We start from the raw sequence: 17,011 nt of genomic DNA on the forward strand, positions 1-17,011 counted from the left end.
TTCTTTACCGTTTCAGCACGCGACCAGATCCGTGTGCCCGAACCCCTTGGTGTAATCGAGCACCGAGATCACGGTGGTCGTCATCGCCGCCGCACCGCGGATAGAGGGTGAATCGGATGTGCTGGAGAGCGCTCATGCGCGCATCGAGACAGTGGCTGCACCGGCGAAGTGATACGGCTGATACAGGCCACGCTCGCAGTGTTGCGCCGATTCGGGCACTGCGATCATGCCCTGACCTTGCTCCCGCATACCCGCTCGCTGATAGACTGACGCCATGTCAGCACTGAACACTTCGATCAGCGAAGCCACCGGCAAATCCTTTCGCCTCGACCACGACCAGTCGGCCGGCGGGGGCTGCATCAACCAGGCGTCCGTCATCACGGGCGCTGACGGCCGACACTTCTTCGTCAAGTGGAACAGCGCCCGGCTGGCGGACATGTTCGCGGCGGAGGCCGAGGGGCTTGCGACGCTCGCCGAGGCAAGGGCCATTCGCGTGCCCGAACCCGTGTGTCACGGCCTAGAGGACGACCGCTGTTTCCTGGTGATGGAACTTCTGGAACTGGGCGGACGGCTTGACCCGGCGCGCTTCGGAGAGGGGCTGGCCCGGATGCACCGGCATACGGCCGAGCACTTCGGCTGGCACCGGGACAATACCATCGGCGCGACGCCCCAGATCAACGCCTGGCGTGACGACTGGATCGACTTCTGGCGAGAGCAGCGGCTGGGTTTCCAGATCGACCTGGCCGCGAAGCGGGGCGGCGGTTCATCGCTTCGGGATGCAGTGCAAGCCGTCATGGACACGCTGCCCGCCTTCTTCGACGGCTACCGGCCCGTTCCGTCGGTGCTGCACGGCGATCTGTGGAGCGGCAACTGGGACGCGGACGGTGAAGGCAACCCCGTGATCTACGACCCGGCCGTCTACTTCGGCGACCGGGAGACGGATCTTGCCATGACGGAACTCTTCGGAGGACCGGGACAACGATTCTACGACGCCTACCACGCCACCTGGCCCGTTGACCCGGGCTACCGGGTACGCAAGGACCTCTACAACCTCTACCACCTGCTGAACCACTTCAATCTGTTCGGCGGCGGCTATGCCGGGCAATCGGAGCGTTTGGCAACGCGCTTGCTTTGCGAAGTACGGTGATTGCCTCAGCGTCGGGCTCAAGCCCGACCTACGCGGGAGCCGGTTTGGCTTGTTCCAACCCGAGACAGAGGGCCGAATAGTCATCGTCCCCATGGCCTTCGGCCATCACCCGTTCCAGGTTCGCCCGCACCGGCTCGAGCAGGCCCGCATCCAGCCCCGCCTCCCGGGCCGCCATGGCCACCAGGTTCACGTCCTTGAGCATGTGCCTGACGGGGAAGTTGGGGTTGGAGAAATCCGCCTCGAGCATCCGTTCCAGCTTTTTGTCGAAAGTGGGCGCATAGAGGGCACTCTCGCGCAACATCTCCATGAACACCTCCACGGACACACCCTCCCGCCGGACCAGCGCAAGGCTCAGGGAAAAGGCGGCGGTGAGGCTGGCGATGAGCTGATTGAAGGCGAGCTTGAGCGCGGCGGCCTGTCCCACCTCGCCCACGCGTACCGGGTTGGGGCCGAAGGCGGTGAAGAGATCATGCCACTGATCGAACTGTCCATCGGTATCCGCCCCGACCATCACCAGCAGCTTCGAGGACTTCGCCTCCGGGATACTGCCCAGCACCGGCGCCTCCAGATAGGCGCCACCGGCACACAGTACCGCATCGCGCACGGCCCGGCTCTCGTTGGGTGCGATAGTGCCCATCTGGATGATCGTGCGCCCGGCGATCTGCGCGCGGGTTTCATCGGACAAGAGGGTCGCGTCAATGGCGGCCCGGTCGCTGAGCATCAGGATCACCACCCCGGAATCCTCCAGCACTTGTGCCGGTGAATCGCACCACCGCGCACCGGCATCCAGCAGGGGCTTCGCCCGCTCGCGGGTGCGATTGTAAACGCGCAGATCATGCCCCGCGTACAGCAACGCCTGGCCCATGGGCACACCCATGAGTCCCGTTCCCAGTAGTCCCACATGTGTCATGCCTTACTCCCGAATTGCCTGCGATATCCGGTTCACGAACGAATCTCTGAAAGCCGCACCGCGAAGGGCGCAAAGGGATACGCCAAGGATACGAAGGAGATCATATAAAGAAACCTCGCAGCCTTTGCGGTTAGGCTTTGGATCTTGCCTACGCTCCGCCGACGGAAGCCTCCGCAATCGGTCCGGTCAGGAGATGCGCGCTGTCGCCGGCGCGACCTTCTCGGGCAACGTGCCAGCCCTCGGGCAGCGCAGGGAGATCGCCCGAAGCGGCGTATTCCAGGTAAACGCGGGCCTCCGGCCGCAGGCATCGGCCTTCGGCGAGGATGGCGAGGGACCGGCTCAGAAGGTCACCCTGAAACGGCGGGTCCAGGAAGACCAGGTCGAAAGTCTCGTCGCACCGGCGCAGGTAACGCAACGCATCGTCGGCAACAACCTCGATGCGATGCCCGGCATCCAGCCGTTGCACCTGCTCCCGGAGATGGGCTGCCACCTCGGGCACGGACTCCACCATCACCACGCGCGCGGCGCCCCTTGAGGCCGCCTCGAATCCCAGACCACCCGCCCCGGCGAACAGGTCCAGGCAGCGGGCGCCGGGCACGATACCCTGCAGCCAGTTGAACAGGGTTTCGCGCACCCGGTCCGGCGTGGGCCGAAGCCCCTCGGCCTTCGGCACGGCCAGCCTGCGCCCCCGCCATTCGCCGGCAACAATGCGCAAACGCCCCGGTGCACCGGGGCGTGGCGGGCTTGGGCGGCGGCGTTTCATGTCGTGGCACAACCTGTTTCGGCCACAATCGTATCAATCCCGCGCGCAGACACCAGACACCTATCTCCTCACACCTCACTCCTCACGCCGACTCAACCCTCCCCGCCCACAATGACCGTGATCATGCGTTCCGGATCGAGTCGGCGCTGGAAGGCTGCACGGATGGCGGACTCGTCCACCGCCTCGACCCGCTCACTGTAGCGTTCCAGGTAATCCAGCGGCAAATCGTAGAACCCCATCATGGCCAGGTTGCCCACCATGGCGCTGTTGGAAGCGGTGCGCAGCGGGAACCCGCCGGTGATATTGCGCTTGGAGGCGCGCAGCTGCGCGCTGTCCGGGCCCTGCTCCCGGAACCGAACCAGCGTGTCCCGCATCACCTCGATGGCCTCGTCGGCCTGAGACACCTGGGTCTGTACGCCCATCAGGAACGGACCGTCCGCCTCCATGGGCGTGAAATAGCTGTAGACGCTGTAGGCCAACCCGCGCCGGGTGCGAACCTCCTCGAACAACTGCGAAGTAAAGCCGCTGCCGCCGAGCATGTGGTTGCCCACGTACAGGGGAAAGTAGTCCGGATCCCCGCGGCGCATGCCCGGCTGGCCGATGAACACATGGGCCTGCTCCGAGGGGAATGCCACGCGGATGGTGCGTGCCTCTTCCAGGGGTTCCACCGGCGACAGCTCCGGTGCCGGGCTGCCTTCGGGCAACGCCGCGGCCACCCGTTCGGCGATGGCTTCGGCCTCGACCCGGTCCAGCCCGCCCACCAGCACCAGCACACCGTTGCGCGCCACGTAGAACGTCCGGTAGAAGGCCTCCACCTGTTCGCGGGTGATGGCGCGCACGCTCTCTTCCGTACCAAGCGGCGCCATGGCATAGGGATGGTCACCGTACACGGCCTCGAAGAAGGTACGCTGCGCTACCGAGCCCGGGTTCTGTGCCTGGGACTCCAGGGCAACGAGGGTCTGGCGCCGGGCACGCTCCAGATCGCGCTCCGGAAAACGGGGCTCACCCAGCACGGCGGTGAAAGTCTCCAGCGCGGCTTCCAGCCAGTCGGCTTCGGTGAGACTGCGAAGGCTCAGGTACGCCATGTCCCGCAACGCGTCGGCGCCGTACTGGGCGCCCACCGACTCGAAGCGCTCAGCAATGGCATCCGCATCCCAGTCACCCGCACCCGTGTTCAGCAGCCCGTTGGTGAGTCGGGCAAGACCTGGGGTGTCCCCGTCCCGGGCACTGCCCGCACGGAACACGACGCGCAGGTCCAGCATGGGCAGGTCGGGCGCCTCCATGAAGTACACCTGGAGCCCGTTGTCCGTCTCCCACTGTTCGATGGCCGGGCCCGCGTGAACGGGTGCGATAAGCAGCAGCGCCAGCAGGGCGCCGATCAGGATGCGCATGGATCCGAGTTGCTTCATGTATGTACCTTGTGCCTTGGAACTGTCATTTCACGGGTTGGGGTGAGCGAAGCGAACCACAACAATCGGGATATGTTGGGGTTCGCTTCGCTCACCCCAACCTACGTTCCAAATTCACCCTTCGCGGTTTGGAACCTTCATCCTTCATCCTTCATCCTTCATCCTTCATCCTTCGCTAACGAAGGTGTCCCTCGAAGTACCCCGGCGGATTCTCCGGGTCGATAGGCAGGGGTTCGAGCCAGCCCACGGTGCGCTGGTCCTCGTTGAAGTACTTCCGCGCCACCGCCTGAACCTGCTCGGCGGTCACCGCGCGCACCCGGTCGGGGATCTCGTCCAGGGTGCGCCAGCCCAGACCCACCTTTTCGAGCACGCCCAGCTGCATGGCCTGCCCCTGCACCGAGTCCAGTCGATAGACCTCCCGGGCCACCACCTGGGCCTTGACCCGCTCCAGTTCCGTCTCAGAGACCGGTTCCTCCCTGAGGCGCTCCAGCGCTTCGGTGAGGGCGCCCTCCAGTTCGGCCAGCGAGGTGTCGGATGAGGGTGTGGCACTCAGCATGAACAGCGTGTCCAGCCGGGAGAACGCGCTGTAGCCGGCGCCGGCACCGGCAGCCAACTCCCGCTCGCGCACCAGTTCGCGCGCGAAACGCGCACTCTCACCGCCATCCAGGACACCGGCGGCCACCAGCAGGGCATACGGCTCCCAATCCTCTTCGGCAGTCATAAGCACCGGCACCTTGTAACCCATGAGCACCGAGGGCACCCGTGCCGGCGCACGTACGACCACGCGCCGCTCCCCCCGTTGCCGGGTTTCCGCGCGGGGCTTGATCTCCGGCAGATCCCGGGCCTTGACAGGCCCGAAGTAGCGGCGCGCCATGCGATGTACGTCATCCGGGTCCACATCGCCCACCACGACGAGGGTGGCGTTGTTGGGGGCATACCAGCGGTCATACCAGTCACGCAGATCCGCCACCGTATAGTTTTCGATATCGGTCATCCAGCCGATCACGGGGATGCCGTAGGGGCTGTTGAGCCAGGCGGTGGCGTTGACGTGCTCGAACAGAAGCGCGTTGGGGTTGTCCTCGGTGCGCAGGCGGCGTTCCTCCTCGACCACGCGCATCTCCTGGACAAACTCGTCCTCCGGCAGCGTCAGGTTGCGCATACGGTCCGCCTCCAGCCGCAACGCGATCTCCAGCCGGTCAGCGGCCAGCATCTGATGATAGGCGGTGTAGTCGCGGCTGGTGAACGCGTTCTCCCGCCCGCCCTGCTCCGCGATGATGCGCGAGAACTCGCCGCCCGGATACCGCGCCGTGCCCTTGAACATCATGTGCTCCAGGGCGTGTGAGATACCCGTGATGCCCCCGTACTCGTGGGAAGACCCCACCCCGTACCACACCTGGGAGATCACCACCGGCGCCCGGTTGTCGGGCTTGACCAGCACCTTCATGCCGTTGGAAAGCACATACTCGTGCACGCCTTGGGCGAATGCCGGTACGGAAAACAGGGTGGCTGCAAGGATGAGAACAATAAGGCCGGACAGCTTTCGATACGTCATTTCCGCTTGTGGTCCCCGGTGGTAGGATGAGCGCTCTCGTGACTGCATAGACATCCATATCCATGTTCGGTTTCAGAAAAAATCACCCCGAGGGCGAAGAACAGCCCCGGGACCCGGGGCGCGGGGAAGGCCTATTCTCGCGGCTGCGCAAGGGATTGTCCAAGACCGGCCAGGCACTTACCGAGGGCATGGCCACCATGGCGATGGGCCGCAAGGCCATCGACGACGAACTCCTCGAGGAGCTGGAAACCAGGCTGCTCATGGCGGATGTGGGCGTGGAAGCCACGCAGCGCATCCTCGACGGCCTGACCCGCCGCGTCGCCCGCAAGGAGCTCACCGATGCCGATGCGCTCCTCACGGCCCTGCGCGACTCCATGACCGAGATCCTTGCGCCCGTCGAGCGCCCCTTGGAGGTGGATGCATCCCGCAAGCCTTTTGTGATCCTCGTGGTAGGCGTCAACGGCGCCGGCAAGACCACCACCATCGGCAAACTGGCCAGGCGCCTGCAGGCGGAGGACCGCTCGGTGATGCTCGCCGCCGGTGACACGTTCCGTGCCGCGGCGGTGGAGCAGCTCCAGGTATGGGGCGAACGCAACGGCATCCCCGTCATCGCCCAGGGCAAGGGCGCGGACGCCGCCTCGGTGATCTACGATGGCCTGCAGGCGGCAACGGCGCGGGGCGTGGACGTGCTCATCGCCGACACGGCCGGGCGCCTGCACACCCAAAGCAACCTCATGGAGGAGATGAAAAAGGTTCGCCGCGTGATCCAGCGCCTGGATCCGGACGCGCCCCATGAGACCCTGCTGGTGGTGGATGCCGGTACCGGCCAGAACGCCCTGAACCAGGCCCGGGAATTCCACCAGGCGGTGCAACTCTCGGGCATCGCCGTCACCAAGCTCGACGGCACCGCCAAGGGCGGCATCGTCTTTGCCATGGCCGAACGCATGGGCATACCGATCAGGTTCATCGGGGTGGGGGAAGGCATCGACGACCTTCGGACCTTCCGTGCCGACGATTTCGTGCGTGCCTTGCTCAGCGGAGCCGAGTAAGTGACAGGTCTCAAGTGGATGGCGGCAGGGAACACCGACCCGCTTGAGCCTTTCCGCTTTTCCTTGCCACTTGAGACTTGCCACTTGCCACTGCTTCCATGATCCTCTGCCAGAATGTCGTCAAACGATACCCGGGCGGTCAGGAGGCCCTGTCGCAGGTCAGCCTGCGCATGGACGAAGGCGCCATGGCCTATCTCACCGGGCACTCCGGCGCCGGCAAGAGCACCCTGCTCAAGCTGATCTCGCTCATCGAACGCCCGACCCGGGGCCGGATCACCGTGAACGGACAGCACCTGAACACGCTGCCCCGGCGCAAGGTGCCCCACTTCCGGCGCAGCATCGGCATCATCTTCCAGGACCACCATCTGCTGCATGACCGAACCGTGTTCGACAACGTGGCGCTGCCCCTGGTGATCCTGGGCTACCGGCGCCCCGAGATCGCCCGGCGGGTGCGCGCGGCACTGGACAAGGTGGGCCTGCTGCACAAGGAACGGGCCCGGCCGGTGACGCTCTCCAGCGGGGAGCAGCAGCGCGTGGGCATTGCCCGGGCAGTGGTGCACAAACCGGCTGTGCTCCTGGCGGACGAACCCACCGGTAACCTGGACCCGGATCTGTCCCGGGAGATCATGAACCTGTTCCTGCAGTTCAACCAGGTGGGCGTGACCACGCTGATCGCCAGCCACGACCTGGAGCTGATCACCACGCTCGGCAAACCTATCCTACGCCTGGAGGCGGGCAGACTGGTGGAGACCGGGGCCCGGCCGACCCCGCGCGCCGGGGCACCGGCATGAAGCGGGACATGCCTCGCAACTCGCGCACGCGCACCACAGGCGCACCCCCCATCCACTCCCGCTTCCAGGCCTGGGGCGTCAACCACGCCCAGGCACTGGTGTTCAGCCTGGGCAGGCTGTATCGCAACCCCTTTACCGCGGCCCTTACGCTCACCGTAATCGCCATTGCGCTGGCACTGCCGGCCGGCCTCTGGCTGGCCCTCAAGAATCTGCAGGCGGCCGGCGGCGAATGGGACCACGGGGCCCAGCTCTCGGTGTTCGTGGCGGATTCCGTGTCCGAGGATGCCCTCAGAATGCTGGCCGGACGCATCCAGTCCATGGACACGGTGGAAAGCGCCCGCGCCATCACCCGGGAGGAGGCCCTGGTGGAGTTTCGCGCCCTGTCAGGCTTCGGTGAAGCCCTTGACCTGCTGGACCACAACCCGCTGCCCGCCCTGGTGCTGGTCACCCCCGCGGCGGATCACCAGGGACCCGCGCGGGTCCAGGCCCTGTCCGCGGAGCTGGAGGCGTTGGAGGAAGTCACCCAGGCCCAGGTGGACCTGCAATGGGTGCAGCGCCTGCAGGCCATCCTGGAGATGACCCGCCGGGGCGTCGCGCTGGTAGCCGTGCTGCTGGGGCTGGGCGTGCTCCTGGTGGTGGGCAATACCATCCGACTGGACATCCTCAACCGACGCCGGGAAATCGAGGTGGCCAAGCTGGTGGGTGCCACCGACGGCTTCATCCGCCGCCCCTTCCTCTATGGCGGCCTGTGGCTCGGCCTGTTCGGCGGACTGCTGGCCCTGATCATTGTCGGCGTCGGCCTGGCCCTGTTGAACGGCCCGGTTCAGCAGCTCGCCGCCCTCTACGGCAGCGACTTCCGGCTTGAGGGGCCGGGCCTTGCGGGGGCCCTGGCCCTGCTGGGACTCGCCGTGGCCCTTGGCCTCGGGGGGTCCTGGATCGCCGTGGGGCGCCACCTGAAGGACATCGAGCCCCGGTAATAAGGATCATTCAAGATTCAAGATTCAAGATTCAAGGGGAAGCGGGGGCTTCGCCCCGGGCCCTACCCACCTTTGGGTTTTGAATCTTGAATCTTGAATCTTGAATCCCACTCCCGGAACTCCGGAAGTGGATTAGCACTCTAAGTCGCAGACTGCTAAAATACTGGCAAATCGAGCATTTCAGGGAGGTTCACCCGGCCCATGACATCCACGGCATTGATCAAAGGCGGTCAGCACCTGGCCGTTCCGGTGGGGAGCCTGGACAGTTATATCCAGGCCATCAGCCGGCTGCCGGTGCTGGACGCCGAGGACGAGAAGGCGCTGGCCCGCCGGCTGCGCGACCACGAGGACCTCGAGGCCGCGCGGCAGCTGGTCATGCACAATCTGCGCTTCGTGGTGCATATCGCCCGAGGCTACTCCGGCTACGGCCTGGGGCTGGGCGATCTGATCCAGGAAGGCAACGTCGGCCTGATGAAGGCGGTCAAGCGCTTTGATCCCGAGATGAATGTGCGGCTGATCTCCTTCGCCGTGCACTGGATCCGCGCCGAGATCCACGAGTTCATCCTGCGCAACTGGCGCATCGTCAAGGTAGCCACCACCAAGGCCCAGCGCAAGCTGTTCTTCAACCTGCGCAGCGCCAAGCGGCGCCTGGGCTGGTTCAACAGCGCCGAGGTGAAGGCCGTGGCCGACGATCTTGGCGTCACACCGCAACAAGTGCTGGAGATGGAATCGCGCCTTGCAGGCCACGACGTCAGCTTCGACCCGGCACCGGCCCGGGACGATGACGACGGCCCCGTCCTCTCTCCCGCGGAGACCCTCGTGGATGAGCAGGGAGACCCCGCCGAGGCGCTGGAGGCGGAGGACTGGGCATCACACCACGAAGTCCGCCTACGCTCGGGCCTCGACGCCCTGGACGATCGCAGCCGGGAGATCGTGAGTCGCCGCTGGCTCGCCGAGCAGAAGGCCACACTGCACGAACTGGCCTCGGAGTACGGTATTTCGGCGGAACGGGTGCGACAGATCGAGAGCAACGCCATGCGCAAGCTGCGCTCGAGCCTGGAGGCCTGACACGCCCCTGACGCGGGGAGCAGGCAGCCCGGAAGGGCTGCAGATGAAGCACCGGGGGGGCACCACCAGCCCCTGCGCAACCAGCGATCACAAAAAAGCGGCCGGGTGGCCGCTTTTTTCATGGGTCATGCGCCCGGTGTCTCAGCCGCCGAACAGCACCACGGAAAAAAAGCTCAGCCATGCGATCACGATCAGGGCGATGGTGATCGTCATGGGGAAATTCTCGAAACTGAACATCGTCTCAGCCCTCTGTTCACGGGCACGGCATCGCCCCGGGAATCAATACACTCGGGCGACACGGCATTGGTCCGCGCCACCCCCGAAAATCGCCCGACATCCTAGTCAATCAGTCGTCGCGCTTCAAGCCGTCACCACCCCGCCTGCGCTGCTGGCCCGGGATCATCGGGTCGTCGTCATCCATGAGGATGCGGTGGGCGGGGCCGTCCAGGTCCTCGTACTGGCCGGATCTGACCGCCCACAGGAAGGCGGCGATCACGATGGCCAGAAAGACCATGCCCAGCGGAATCAGCAGGTAGAGAATATCCATGACGTATTGGAACCGTCAGCGCCGCGGCGGTTCCTCCCGCAGGCGCAATGAGTTGACCACCACGATCAGTGATGACATCGACATGCCAAGCGCCGCCATCCACGGGGTCAGGATCCCGCTGGCGGCCACGGGCAGGGCGACCGCATTATACCCAATGGCCCAGCGGATGTTCTGGCGCACGATGGAGACCATGCGCCCGGCAAGCGCCAGCGCGGCGGGCAACTGACCGAGCCGGCTCCCGTAGAGAATCATGTCGGCACTGGCCTGCGCCAGCTGGGTGCCCTCGGCCATGGCAATGGACACATGGGCGCGGGACAGCACCGGGGCGTCGTTGATGCCGTCGCCCACCATGGCCACGACCGCATCGGGTCGGGCCTGCAATTCGCCCACGGCGCGCAGCTTGTCTTCCGGGCTCAGACCGCCCCGGGCCGAATCGATGCCCAGACGTCCCGCCACGTGACGCACAGTATCCGGGTGATCCCCGGACATGAGGTGCACCCGAATCCCCCGGTCCCTGAGCACGGCAACGCACTGCGCGGCATCGTTACGCAGCCGGTCATCGAGCACAAAGGCCGCCAGCGGCCCGGACGCGTCCCCGAGCAGTACCAGGCTGGCGACGGGATACCGGTGCGCCAGCGCCGCGAGCCGCTCACCGGGCCATCGTGCCGGGCCGGCCAGTTGCGATACGTAACCGGCCGTACCCATGCGGTACAGGCGCCCGTCCACGCGACCCTCCATGCCCTGCCCGGGACAGGCGCGCTGCCCGCTCAGGTCCCCGGCCGGCACGCCGGCACGCTGGAACACCTTCGCCACCGGGTGTTCGGACCCCTGCTCCAGCACCGAGGCAAGGGCCAGGCAGTCCTCTTCGGAGCGACCCGCCAGCAGTTCTGTATGCACACGTTCCAGGCGCCCTTCGGTGAGGGTGCCGGTCTTGTCGAACACCATGTCCGTGGCCGCCGCCAGGGTCTCCAGGGCATGGCCCCGGGTGACCAGGACCCCGCGCCCGGTGAGGCTCCCGGAGGCTGCGGTCATGGCCACGGGGGTGGCCAACGCCAGCGCGCAGGGGCAGCTCACCACCAGCATGGCCACCATGACCCAGAAGGCCCGGGACGGGTCGATGCCGAACCCCCACACGGCCCCCACCAGCGCGGTGAGCACGAGTACCGCGGCCACGAATGCGCCGGTGCCCCGCTCCGCCATGCGGGCAAGACGGGGCTTCTCCGTCTGGGCACGGTCCAGCAGCCGTTGGATGGCCGAGAGCATGGTGTCCGTGCCCACCCGGTCCACGCGCATGATGAGCGGGCTTTCCACGTTGACCGTGCCGCCGGTCAACCCGTCACCGGTCCGGCGCTCCCGGGGCAGGCTTTCTCCGGTGAGCATGGCCTCGTCGACGCTGGAATGCCCCTCCAGTACCGCGCCGTCGGCCGGCACCGTGTCACCGGGACGCACCCGCACCCGGTCCCCGGGTGCGAGATCCGCCACGGGCACGGGCTCATCGCCCCGGTCGGTGATGCGAATCGCCATGGCGGGCAGCAGCTTGCCGAGGGCTTCGGTGGCCTGCCCAGCGCGCTGGCGCGCGCCCATCTCCAGGTAGCGCCCGGTGAGCAGGAAGAAGACAAACATGGTGACCGACTCGAAATAGACCTCGCCGGAACCGCTCACCGTAGCCCAGCCGCTGGCGAGATAGGTGCTGCCGATGGCCAGGGCCACGGGCACGTCCATGCCCAGCTGGCGGTGGCGCAGATCCCGCCAGGCGCTGGTGAAGAAGCTGCTGCCCGCATAGAACACCACGGGCGTGGCGATGACAAATGCCACCCAGCGCAGGAACCGCATGAGGTTTTCCTGTCCCGGGGTGTCGGCGCCGATCCACAGGGCCACGGCGATCATCATCACCTGCATCATACCCAGGCCCGCCACGGCGAGCCGGCGCAGGGCGGCATTGCGCTCGCGCCGGTAGACGGCCTCCTGGCGGCCGGGATCGAAGGGATGGGCCTTGTAGCCGATCTCGCGGATGGCCTTGAGGATGTCGCTCAGATGGATTCGGGAATCGTCCCAGCGCAGCCGTGCACGATGGGTGGAAAAGTTGACGGCGAACTCCAGCACGCCGGGCAGGGACTTCACATGGCGCTCACTCAGCCAGACGCAGGCGGCGCACACGATACCCTCGAGGATCAGCGCCGCCTCCCGGGCGTTGCTGTCGTCGGTGCGTACGAAGCTTCGCTGCAGCTCGGGCCGGTCATAGACTGCCAGTTCCTCTCGCAGGCGCTCCGGCACGGCATCGGCAGGACCGGATGGAGGTGCGGTGCGGTGGCGGTAATAATCCTCAAGGCCCGCATCGACGATGGCCTTGGCCACGGCTTGGCAGCCGGGACAGCACATGTCCTGCTCGACCCCGTCGATGGTCACCGGATAGGCGGCCCCCGGCGGGACCGGCAGGCCGCAGTGGAAACAGCCCTCGCCGGCTTCGGCTTCGGGCGCGGCAAGGGCCTCAGCGGAGCGTTTGTTCACCCTTCCCGTACGGAGGTAATGCCGCGCTGCTCATGCACATTCCCTTCGCGCTCCACCCGCAGGCGCACTTCCCAGGCGCCGGGCATGGCCAGGGCCACCGGCGCCTGGTAGATGCCCGGCCCCGCCGCCTCAAACCATACCGTGCGGTCCTGGCGCTCATCGGAGGGACGTGCGAACCGGCCCTCCACGCGGGCCCCGCTGAGCGGATTGCCCTGCCCGTCCAGCACCTTGACCTGGAAGACGGTCTCCCTGCCGAGCCTCGGCGTGCCGATCCAGCCCTGGCGCACCTCCCAGCCGCGCGCTTCCTGTTCGGCCAGGCGCGCAAGATGCTCGTTGAACAGAGGCTCCTTCTTGAAGTAATCGTTGGCCACGGTGCCCGGGAAATGGGACGTGACATGCTCGGCGCCGCTGCGCGGTTCGGGCAGGATACGGCCCACCAGGCCGCTGGGCATGCCGTGATTGGCCAGGGAGATGATGGTGGCATCCACCGTGGCGATCACCAGGAAGAAGGCCACGATGGTGGCCGGCGCCCAGTGGATCCAGCCTCCGCCCCGGCGCCCAGCACCCCGGCTCGCCTCCCACTGGGCCGTGACGATGGCCATGCCGTACGGGGTGATGACGAACAATGCGAGGTGGATGGCGAACACGTCCACCCCCTGCCAGAACACGATCTGCAGGGGCAGAAAGACGCACAGCATGCCCACGATCACCACCAGGGAGACCTGGTAGCCGCGCAACCGGGTGAAACGGTAGATCAGCGCGAAGGCGAGGAATGAAAGCGCCACACCGCCGCCCAGGGTAAGAACCAGATTGTCCACTGCAAAGACCTCCTTGCGGGAGTATTAGTTTAGCGCCTCACGCCCGGCCGGATCACGGGGTGTGGAAATGCCCCGGAAGTTCCAGCGGGGTGATCTCCTGTCCATCCGCCGGCACGATGCGAAAGACCAGATCATGGGGCCCCCGTATGTCGGGATCGACCCGGTAGCGCACCCGCGCCAGCAGGGTGATGCCGTGCTCCGGCTGCAGACGCACCAGGTCCACGCGGCCCAGGTCCAGGGTCATGCCCTCGGGACCGTCCAGTTCCACGCGCAGTTCCATCAGATCCTGGGTCTTGTTGTTGACCTTGATCTCGTAGCTGTTCTGAATGGAGCCATCGGAGAGCTGCACGTAGAGCGGCTGGCGCACCTGAGCAACCGTGGCGTCCAGGGGCGCCTGAGTGGCGATGCTCCACGCCAGCAGGCCGGCCATGACCAGCAGAACCGCCGCGTAGCCAAGGGTCTTGGCCTTTAAGAAGTGCGTGCGCGAACCCTCCAGTGCGTTCTGGGAGGTATAGCGGATCAGCCCCCGCGGCCAGCCCATGCGATCCATGATGGCGTCGCAGGCATCCACGCACAGGGCGCAGTGTATGCACTGATACTGCAGACCATCGCGGATATCGATGCCTGTGGGGCAGACCTGCACGCAGTAGCCGCAATCGATGCAGTCGCCCACGCCGGCGCGCTGGCGCGCCTCCCGTGTCTTGAGTTCCCCGGCGGGCCTGGCCCGGCCCGTCGGCCCTTCGCCGCGCTGCTCGTCGTAGGAGACGATCAGCGTATCCCGGTCGAACATCACCGCCTGAAAGCGGGCGTAGGGGCACATGTAGGTGCACACCTGCTCCCGGGCGAGCCCGGCCATCACATAGGTGGTGGCGGTCAGGAACAGCGCCGTGGCATAGGCCGGAAACGGGGCCTGACCGGTGAAGAACCGGCCGATCAGCTCGGGCGCGTCCGCCCAGTACAGGGTGAACGTCAGTCCGGTGGCAAAGGCCGTGAGCAGCCAGAGGGCATGGGTCAGGCCTTTCTTCACGAACTTCTCTGCCCCCCACGGCTGCTTGTCCAGACGGATGCGCGCCGGGCGCTCCCCCTGGAGCAGGTGCTCGACGAACATGTACACATCGGTCCACAGGGTCTGGAAACAGAAATAGCCGCAGAACACGCGGCCGGCCACACCGGTCACCAGAAACAGCAGCACCGCCGCGATCATCAGCAGGCCCGCCAGCCAGAAGATGTCCTGGGGATGGACGACAAGGTCGAAGAGGTAGAACCGGCGCCCGGGTATATCGAACATCACCGCCTGGGACGGTCCATGCTCCCGCGCCCAGCGCAGCCAGGGAAGCGCGAAGTACACTCCGTAGGCGAGCGCCAGGATGCCCCACTTCAGGGTGCGAAAGCGCCCCTTCACCGACCTGGGGTAGATCGGGATCCGGGCCTGGAAATCCTGGTGACGGGTATCGGTCATGGGATTGCCGCAGGGCGGCCGTGGCCGCATGGAGGCCGGCGCCGGATGCGGCAGGCACCGGGTACATCGGCGTCAGCGTTGCCTATTGGCCGCCGCCAAGCTGGTGCACGTAGGCGGTGAGCACCTTGATCTCGGTGGGCGAGAGGCGATCACCGAAGGCCGGCATCTCGCGCTGTACGCCGTTGCGCACCACGCTCTGCACCAGAGCCAGTCGGGCTTCATAGCCTTCGGCGCCGGCCACGTCAACGATCTGCCAGATGTTGTTGGTCAGGTTGGGCGCGCCCTGGGAGGTGCGGCCCGTGCCGCCCGCATCGTGGCACTGGAAGCAACCCCCCTCGCTGCCGTTGAAGATCGCATCACCGCGCCGGATCTCGTCATCGTCACCGCCGCTGTAGCCGGCGATGTCGAGCACGTAGGCGGACACGGCGCGCAGTTGCGCGTCATCGAAGGTCTCACGAAACGGCGGCATGTAGCCCATGCGCCCGTGGACGAGTGTCTGTTCGATACGGTCCACGGTGCCGCCCCACAGCCAGTCGTCGTCAGCCAGGTTCGGGTAGCGGCCGACGATGCCGGCACCGCCCACCTGGTGGCAGGCGGCACAATAGTCGCCGAATATACCGTGGGCATAAGAACGCACAAAGGAGATCCTGTCCGGGTCGCCCAGGATGTCGTCGTAGCTGGCTTCGGCGATCACATCCAGGAATTCACGCTGGCGCAGCGCCGCCGGGCTCGACTGCATGTCGCGCACCAGCAGGGCCCGGGTGTTCCAGTGAGTGGTGCGTTCCTCGCCATCCACCTCGTAGGTGACGGTGGCAAAGCCCCTGGTATAGGTGTCACCGATCGGCCAAGCGGGATACAGGAACCAGTACACCACCGAGAAGACCACCGTGGCATAGAAACCCCACAGCCACCACCGGGGCAGAGGATTGTTGTACTCCTGAAGGTCGCCGTCCCACGCATGACCCGTGGTCTGGACCGCATCCTGTCTCTTCTCGCTCGGCTTGCTCATGACCTGTTCTCGTCTTCGCGATTGGGCTGTTCGTCCTCATCGTCCTGGAACGGGATGTACCGGTAGGATTCCAGGCGCTCCGAGCGTTTCCTGCCCGTAAATACGTACACAAGGATTCCGACGAAGGTGGTGGAGAACAGCAGCAGCGCGACGATCTTGCTGTTGCTCATGTCGGCGATCCAGTACCACAAATCAAGCACGTCTTGACCTCTCGGCCGATCCGGCCCGGCGCGCTGGCCGGAGCAGCGGATCAGCGAAACTCGACGAAGTAGCCCTCGTCATACTGCGTGAAATCCACCATGGTGCCCAGCACCTGCAGATAGGCGACGAGCGCATCCATCTCGGTGATCCGGGAAGGATCGCCGTCGAAATTGCCTGCCTGCGCCTGGGCCACCAGGTTCTCCTCGGCGCGATTGATGTCGAGCCAGCGGGCGACCTCTTCGCCGAAGCGCTCCACATTGGCCTCGTACTCCTCGTCCGTGAGGGAATACGGCACGCCCACCCGCCGCAACGCCCGTAGGCGTGCCTCGATGTCCGCGTAGCGGAGGTCGTTCTCCGCCAGCCACGGATAGCCGGGCATGATGGACTCGGGCACCACGGACTGCGGGCTGATCAGGTGCTGCACCTGCCACTCGTTGGAGTACTTGCCGCCCACCCGGGCCAGGTCCGGACCGGTGCGCTTGGATCCCCATTGGAACGGATGATCGTATTGTGACTCCGCAGCCAACGAGTAATGCCCGTAACGGAGCATCTCGTCGCGGAAGGGGCGGATCATCTGCGAATGGCAGGCATAGCAACCCTCGCGGATGTAGATGTCACGGCCGCGCTGTTCCAGCGGCTTGTACGGACGCACGCCGTCCACCTCCTCCACCGTATCGTTGATGTAGAAGAGCGGCACGATCTCCACCAGCCCGCCGATGCTGATCACGGCCAGCGTGAGGATGATCAGCAACCCGGCATTGGTTTCAATGGTTTCATGCTTCATGGTCTGAAATCTCCGTCAA

Annotated in this window: 16 protein-coding genes; 5 read left to right on the forward strand and 11 right to left on the reverse strand. The window is 65.9% G+C overall.

Translation table 11 applies throughout. From position 1 onward, the window contains the following. Nucleotides 1–274: 274 nt before the first annotated feature. The gene (locus THITHI_RS0109250) at nucleotides 275–1,147 is read left to right on the forward strand and encodes a fructosamine kinase family protein (RefSeq protein ID WP_018232806.1); all 873 of its coding nucleotides are present in this window, start codon (nucleotides 275–277) and stop codon (nucleotides 1,145–1,147) included. Nucleotides 1,148–1,175: 28 nt separating this feature from the next. Here THITHI_RS0109250 and THITHI_RS0109255 read toward each other — a convergent pair whose 3' ends face one another. The 4 genes from THITHI_RS0109255 to THITHI_RS0109270 form a co-directional block, all read right to left on the reverse strand. Beyond that, nucleotides 1,176–2,057 carry an NAD(P)-dependent oxidoreductase gene (locus THITHI_RS0109255; RefSeq protein ID WP_026186214.1) on the reverse strand — a complete coding sequence of 294 codons (882 nt, stop codon included), beginning with the start codon at nucleotides 2,055–2,057 and terminating at the stop codon, nucleotides 1,176–1,178. 148 nt (nucleotides 2,058–2,205) lie between these two features. Continuing rightward, nucleotides 2,206–2,820 (reverse strand): 16S rRNA (guanine(966)-N(2))-methyltransferase RsmD, encoded by a 615-nt coding sequence (gene rsmD / locus THITHI_RS0109260; protein ID WP_051079924.1) that lies wholly within the window; start codon nucleotides 2,818–2,820, stop codon nucleotides 2,206–2,208. 92 nt (nucleotides 2,821–2,912) lie between these two features. Beyond that, nucleotides 2,913–4,229: a M16 family metallopeptidase gene (locus THITHI_RS0109265; protein ID WP_033336928.1), complete on the reverse strand. Its 1,317-nt coding sequence runs from the start codon at nucleotides 4,227–4,229 to the stop codon at nucleotides 2,913–2,915. Between the two features lie 175 nt (nucleotides 4,230–4,404). Continuing rightward, nucleotides 4,405–5,781: a M16 family metallopeptidase gene (locus tag THITHI_RS0109270; RefSeq protein ID WP_018232810.1), complete on the reverse strand. Its 1,377-nt coding sequence runs from the start codon at nucleotides 5,779–5,781 to the stop codon at nucleotides 4,405–4,407. A gap of 62 nt (nucleotides 5,782–5,843) precedes the next feature. On the opposite strand from THITHI_RS0109270, the gene ftsY reads away from it, so the two are divergent. The 4 genes from ftsY (at nucleotide 5,844) to rpoH (ending at nucleotide 9,666) form a co-directional block, all read left to right on the forward strand. Beyond that, nucleotides 5,844–6,830 (forward strand): signal recognition particle-docking protein FtsY, encoded by a 987-nt coding sequence (ftsY, locus tag THITHI_RS0109275; protein WP_018232811.1) that lies wholly within the window; start codon nucleotides 5,844–5,846, stop codon nucleotides 6,828–6,830. A gap of 98 nt (nucleotides 6,831–6,928) precedes the next feature. Continuing rightward, complete coding sequence (gene ftsE / locus THITHI_RS0109280; protein WP_018232812.1) at nucleotides 6,929–7,621, forward strand: cell division ATP-binding protein FtsE; 693 nt, start codon at nucleotides 6,929–6,931, stop codon at nucleotides 7,619–7,621. Nucleotides 7,622–7,629: 8 nt separating this feature from the next. Then, nucleotides 7,630–8,598, forward strand: coding sequence for a permease-like cell division protein FtsX (gene ftsX, locus THITHI_RS0109285; RefSeq protein ID WP_018232813.1), 969 nt, complete (start codon nucleotides 7,630–7,632; stop codon nucleotides 8,596–8,598). A gap of 201 nt (nucleotides 8,599–8,799) precedes the next feature. Then, nucleotides 8,800–9,666 (forward strand): RNA polymerase sigma factor RpoH, encoded by an 867-nt coding sequence (rpoH, locus tag THITHI_RS0109290; RefSeq protein ID WP_018232814.1) that lies wholly within the window; start codon nucleotides 8,800–8,802, stop codon nucleotides 9,664–9,666. A 346-nt stretch (nucleotides 9,667–10,012) separates the two neighbouring features. On the opposite strand, the gene ccoS is transcribed toward rpoH, so the two are convergent. The 7 genes from ccoS to ccoO form a co-directional block, all read right to left on the reverse strand. Then, on the reverse strand, nucleotides 10,013–10,213 hold the full coding sequence (gene ccoS, locus THITHI_RS0109300; protein ID WP_018232816.1) for a cbb3-type cytochrome oxidase assembly protein CcoS: 201 nt from the start codon (nucleotides 10,211–10,213) through the stop codon (nucleotides 10,013–10,015). Nucleotides 10,214–10,228: 15 nt separating this feature from the next. Next, the gene (locus tag THITHI_RS0109305; RefSeq protein ID WP_018232817.1) at nucleotides 10,229–12,721 is read right to left on the reverse strand and encodes a heavy metal translocating P-type ATPase; all 2,493 of its coding nucleotides are present in this window, start codon (nucleotides 12,719–12,721) and stop codon (nucleotides 10,229–10,231) included. Continuing rightward, nucleotides 12,718–13,539: a FixH family protein gene (locus tag THITHI_RS0109310; protein WP_018232818.1), complete on the reverse strand. Its 822-nt coding sequence runs from the start codon at nucleotides 13,537–13,539 to the stop codon at nucleotides 12,718–12,720. Before THITHI_RS0109310 ends, THITHI_RS0109305 begins: the two co-directional genes overlap by 4 nt. 52 nt (nucleotides 13,540–13,591) lie before the next feature. Then, nucleotides 13,592–14,998 (reverse strand): cytochrome c oxidase accessory protein CcoG, encoded by a 1,407-nt coding sequence (ccoG, locus tag THITHI_RS0109315; protein WP_018232819.1) that lies wholly within the window; start codon nucleotides 14,996–14,998, stop codon nucleotides 13,592–13,594. Nucleotides 14,999–15,080: 82 nt separating this feature from the next. Then, nucleotides 15,081–16,007, reverse strand: a complete 927-nt coding sequence (gene ccoP / locus THITHI_RS0109320) for a cytochrome-c oxidase, cbb3-type subunit III (RefSeq protein ID WP_018232820.1) — start codon at nucleotides 16,005–16,007, stop codon at nucleotides 15,081–15,083. After that, nucleotides 16,004–16,207 (reverse strand): cbb3-type cytochrome c oxidase subunit 3, encoded by a 204-nt coding sequence (locus THITHI_RS18785; protein WP_033336929.1) that lies wholly within the window; start codon nucleotides 16,205–16,207, stop codon nucleotides 16,004–16,006. Before THITHI_RS18785 ends, ccoP begins: the two co-directional genes overlap by 4 nt. Before the next feature lie 50 nt (nucleotides 16,208–16,257). Next, complete coding sequence (gene ccoO / locus THITHI_RS0109330) at nucleotides 16,258–16,992, reverse strand: cytochrome-c oxidase, cbb3-type subunit II (RefSeq protein WP_018232822.1); 735 nt, start codon at nucleotides 16,990–16,992, stop codon at nucleotides 16,258–16,260. Nucleotides 16,993–17,011: the final 19 nt, after the last annotated feature.

It is taken from the genome of Thioalkalivibrio thiocyanodenitrificans ARhD 1, assembly GCF_000378965.1.
Taxonomy (GTDB): Bacteria; Pseudomonadota; Gammaproteobacteria; order Ectothiorhodospirales; family Ectothiorhodospiraceae; genus Thioalkalivibrio_A; species Thioalkalivibrio_A thiocyanodenitrificans.

Coding starts and splice junctions, on each gene's coding strand:
- THITHI_RS0109250 (WP_018232806.1), top strand. CDS start 275: ATGTCAGCACTGAACACTTCGATCAGCGAAGCCACCGGCAAATCCTTT.
- THITHI_RS0109255 (WP_026186214.1), bottom strand. CDS start 2,057: ATGACACATGTGGGACTACTGGGAACGGGACTCATGGGTGTGCCCATG.
- rsmD (WP_051079924.1), bottom strand. CDS start 2,820: ATGAAACGCCGCCGCCCAAGCCCGCCACGCCCCGGTGCACCGGGGCGT.
- THITHI_RS0109265 (WP_033336928.1), bottom strand. CDS start 4,229: ATGAAGCAACTCGGATCCATGCGCATCCTGATCGGCGCCCTGCTGGCG.
- THITHI_RS0109270 (WP_018232810.1), bottom strand. CDS start 5,781: ATGACGTATCGAAAGCTGTCCGGCCTTATTGTTCTCATCCTTGCAGCC.
- ftsY (WP_018232811.1), top strand. CDS start 5,844: ATGTTCGGTTTCAGAAAAAATCACCCCGAGGGCGAAGAACAGCCCCGG.
- ftsE (WP_018232812.1), top strand. CDS start 6,929: ATGATCCTCTGCCAGAATGTCGTCAAACGATACCCGGGCGGTCAGGAG.
- ftsX (WP_018232813.1), top strand. CDS start 7,630: ATGCCTCGCAACTCGCGCACGCGCACCACAGGCGCACCCCCCATCCAC.
- rpoH (WP_018232814.1), top strand. CDS start 8,800: ATGACATCCACGGCATTGATCAAAGGCGGTCAGCACCTGGCCGTTCCG.
- ccoS (WP_018232816.1), bottom strand. CDS start 10,213: ATGGATATTCTCTACCTGCTGATTCCGCTGGGCATGGTCTTTCTGGCC.
- ccoG (WP_018232819.1), bottom strand. CDS start 14,998: ATGACCGATACCCGTCACCAGGATTTCCAGGCCCGGATCCCGATCTAC.
- ccoP (WP_018232820.1), bottom strand. CDS start 16,007: ATGAGCAAGCCGAGCGAGAAGAGACAGGATGCGGTCCAGACCACGGGT.
- ccoO (WP_018232822.1), bottom strand. CDS start 16,992: ATGAAGCATGAAACCATTGAAACCAATGCCGGGTTGCTGATCATCCTC.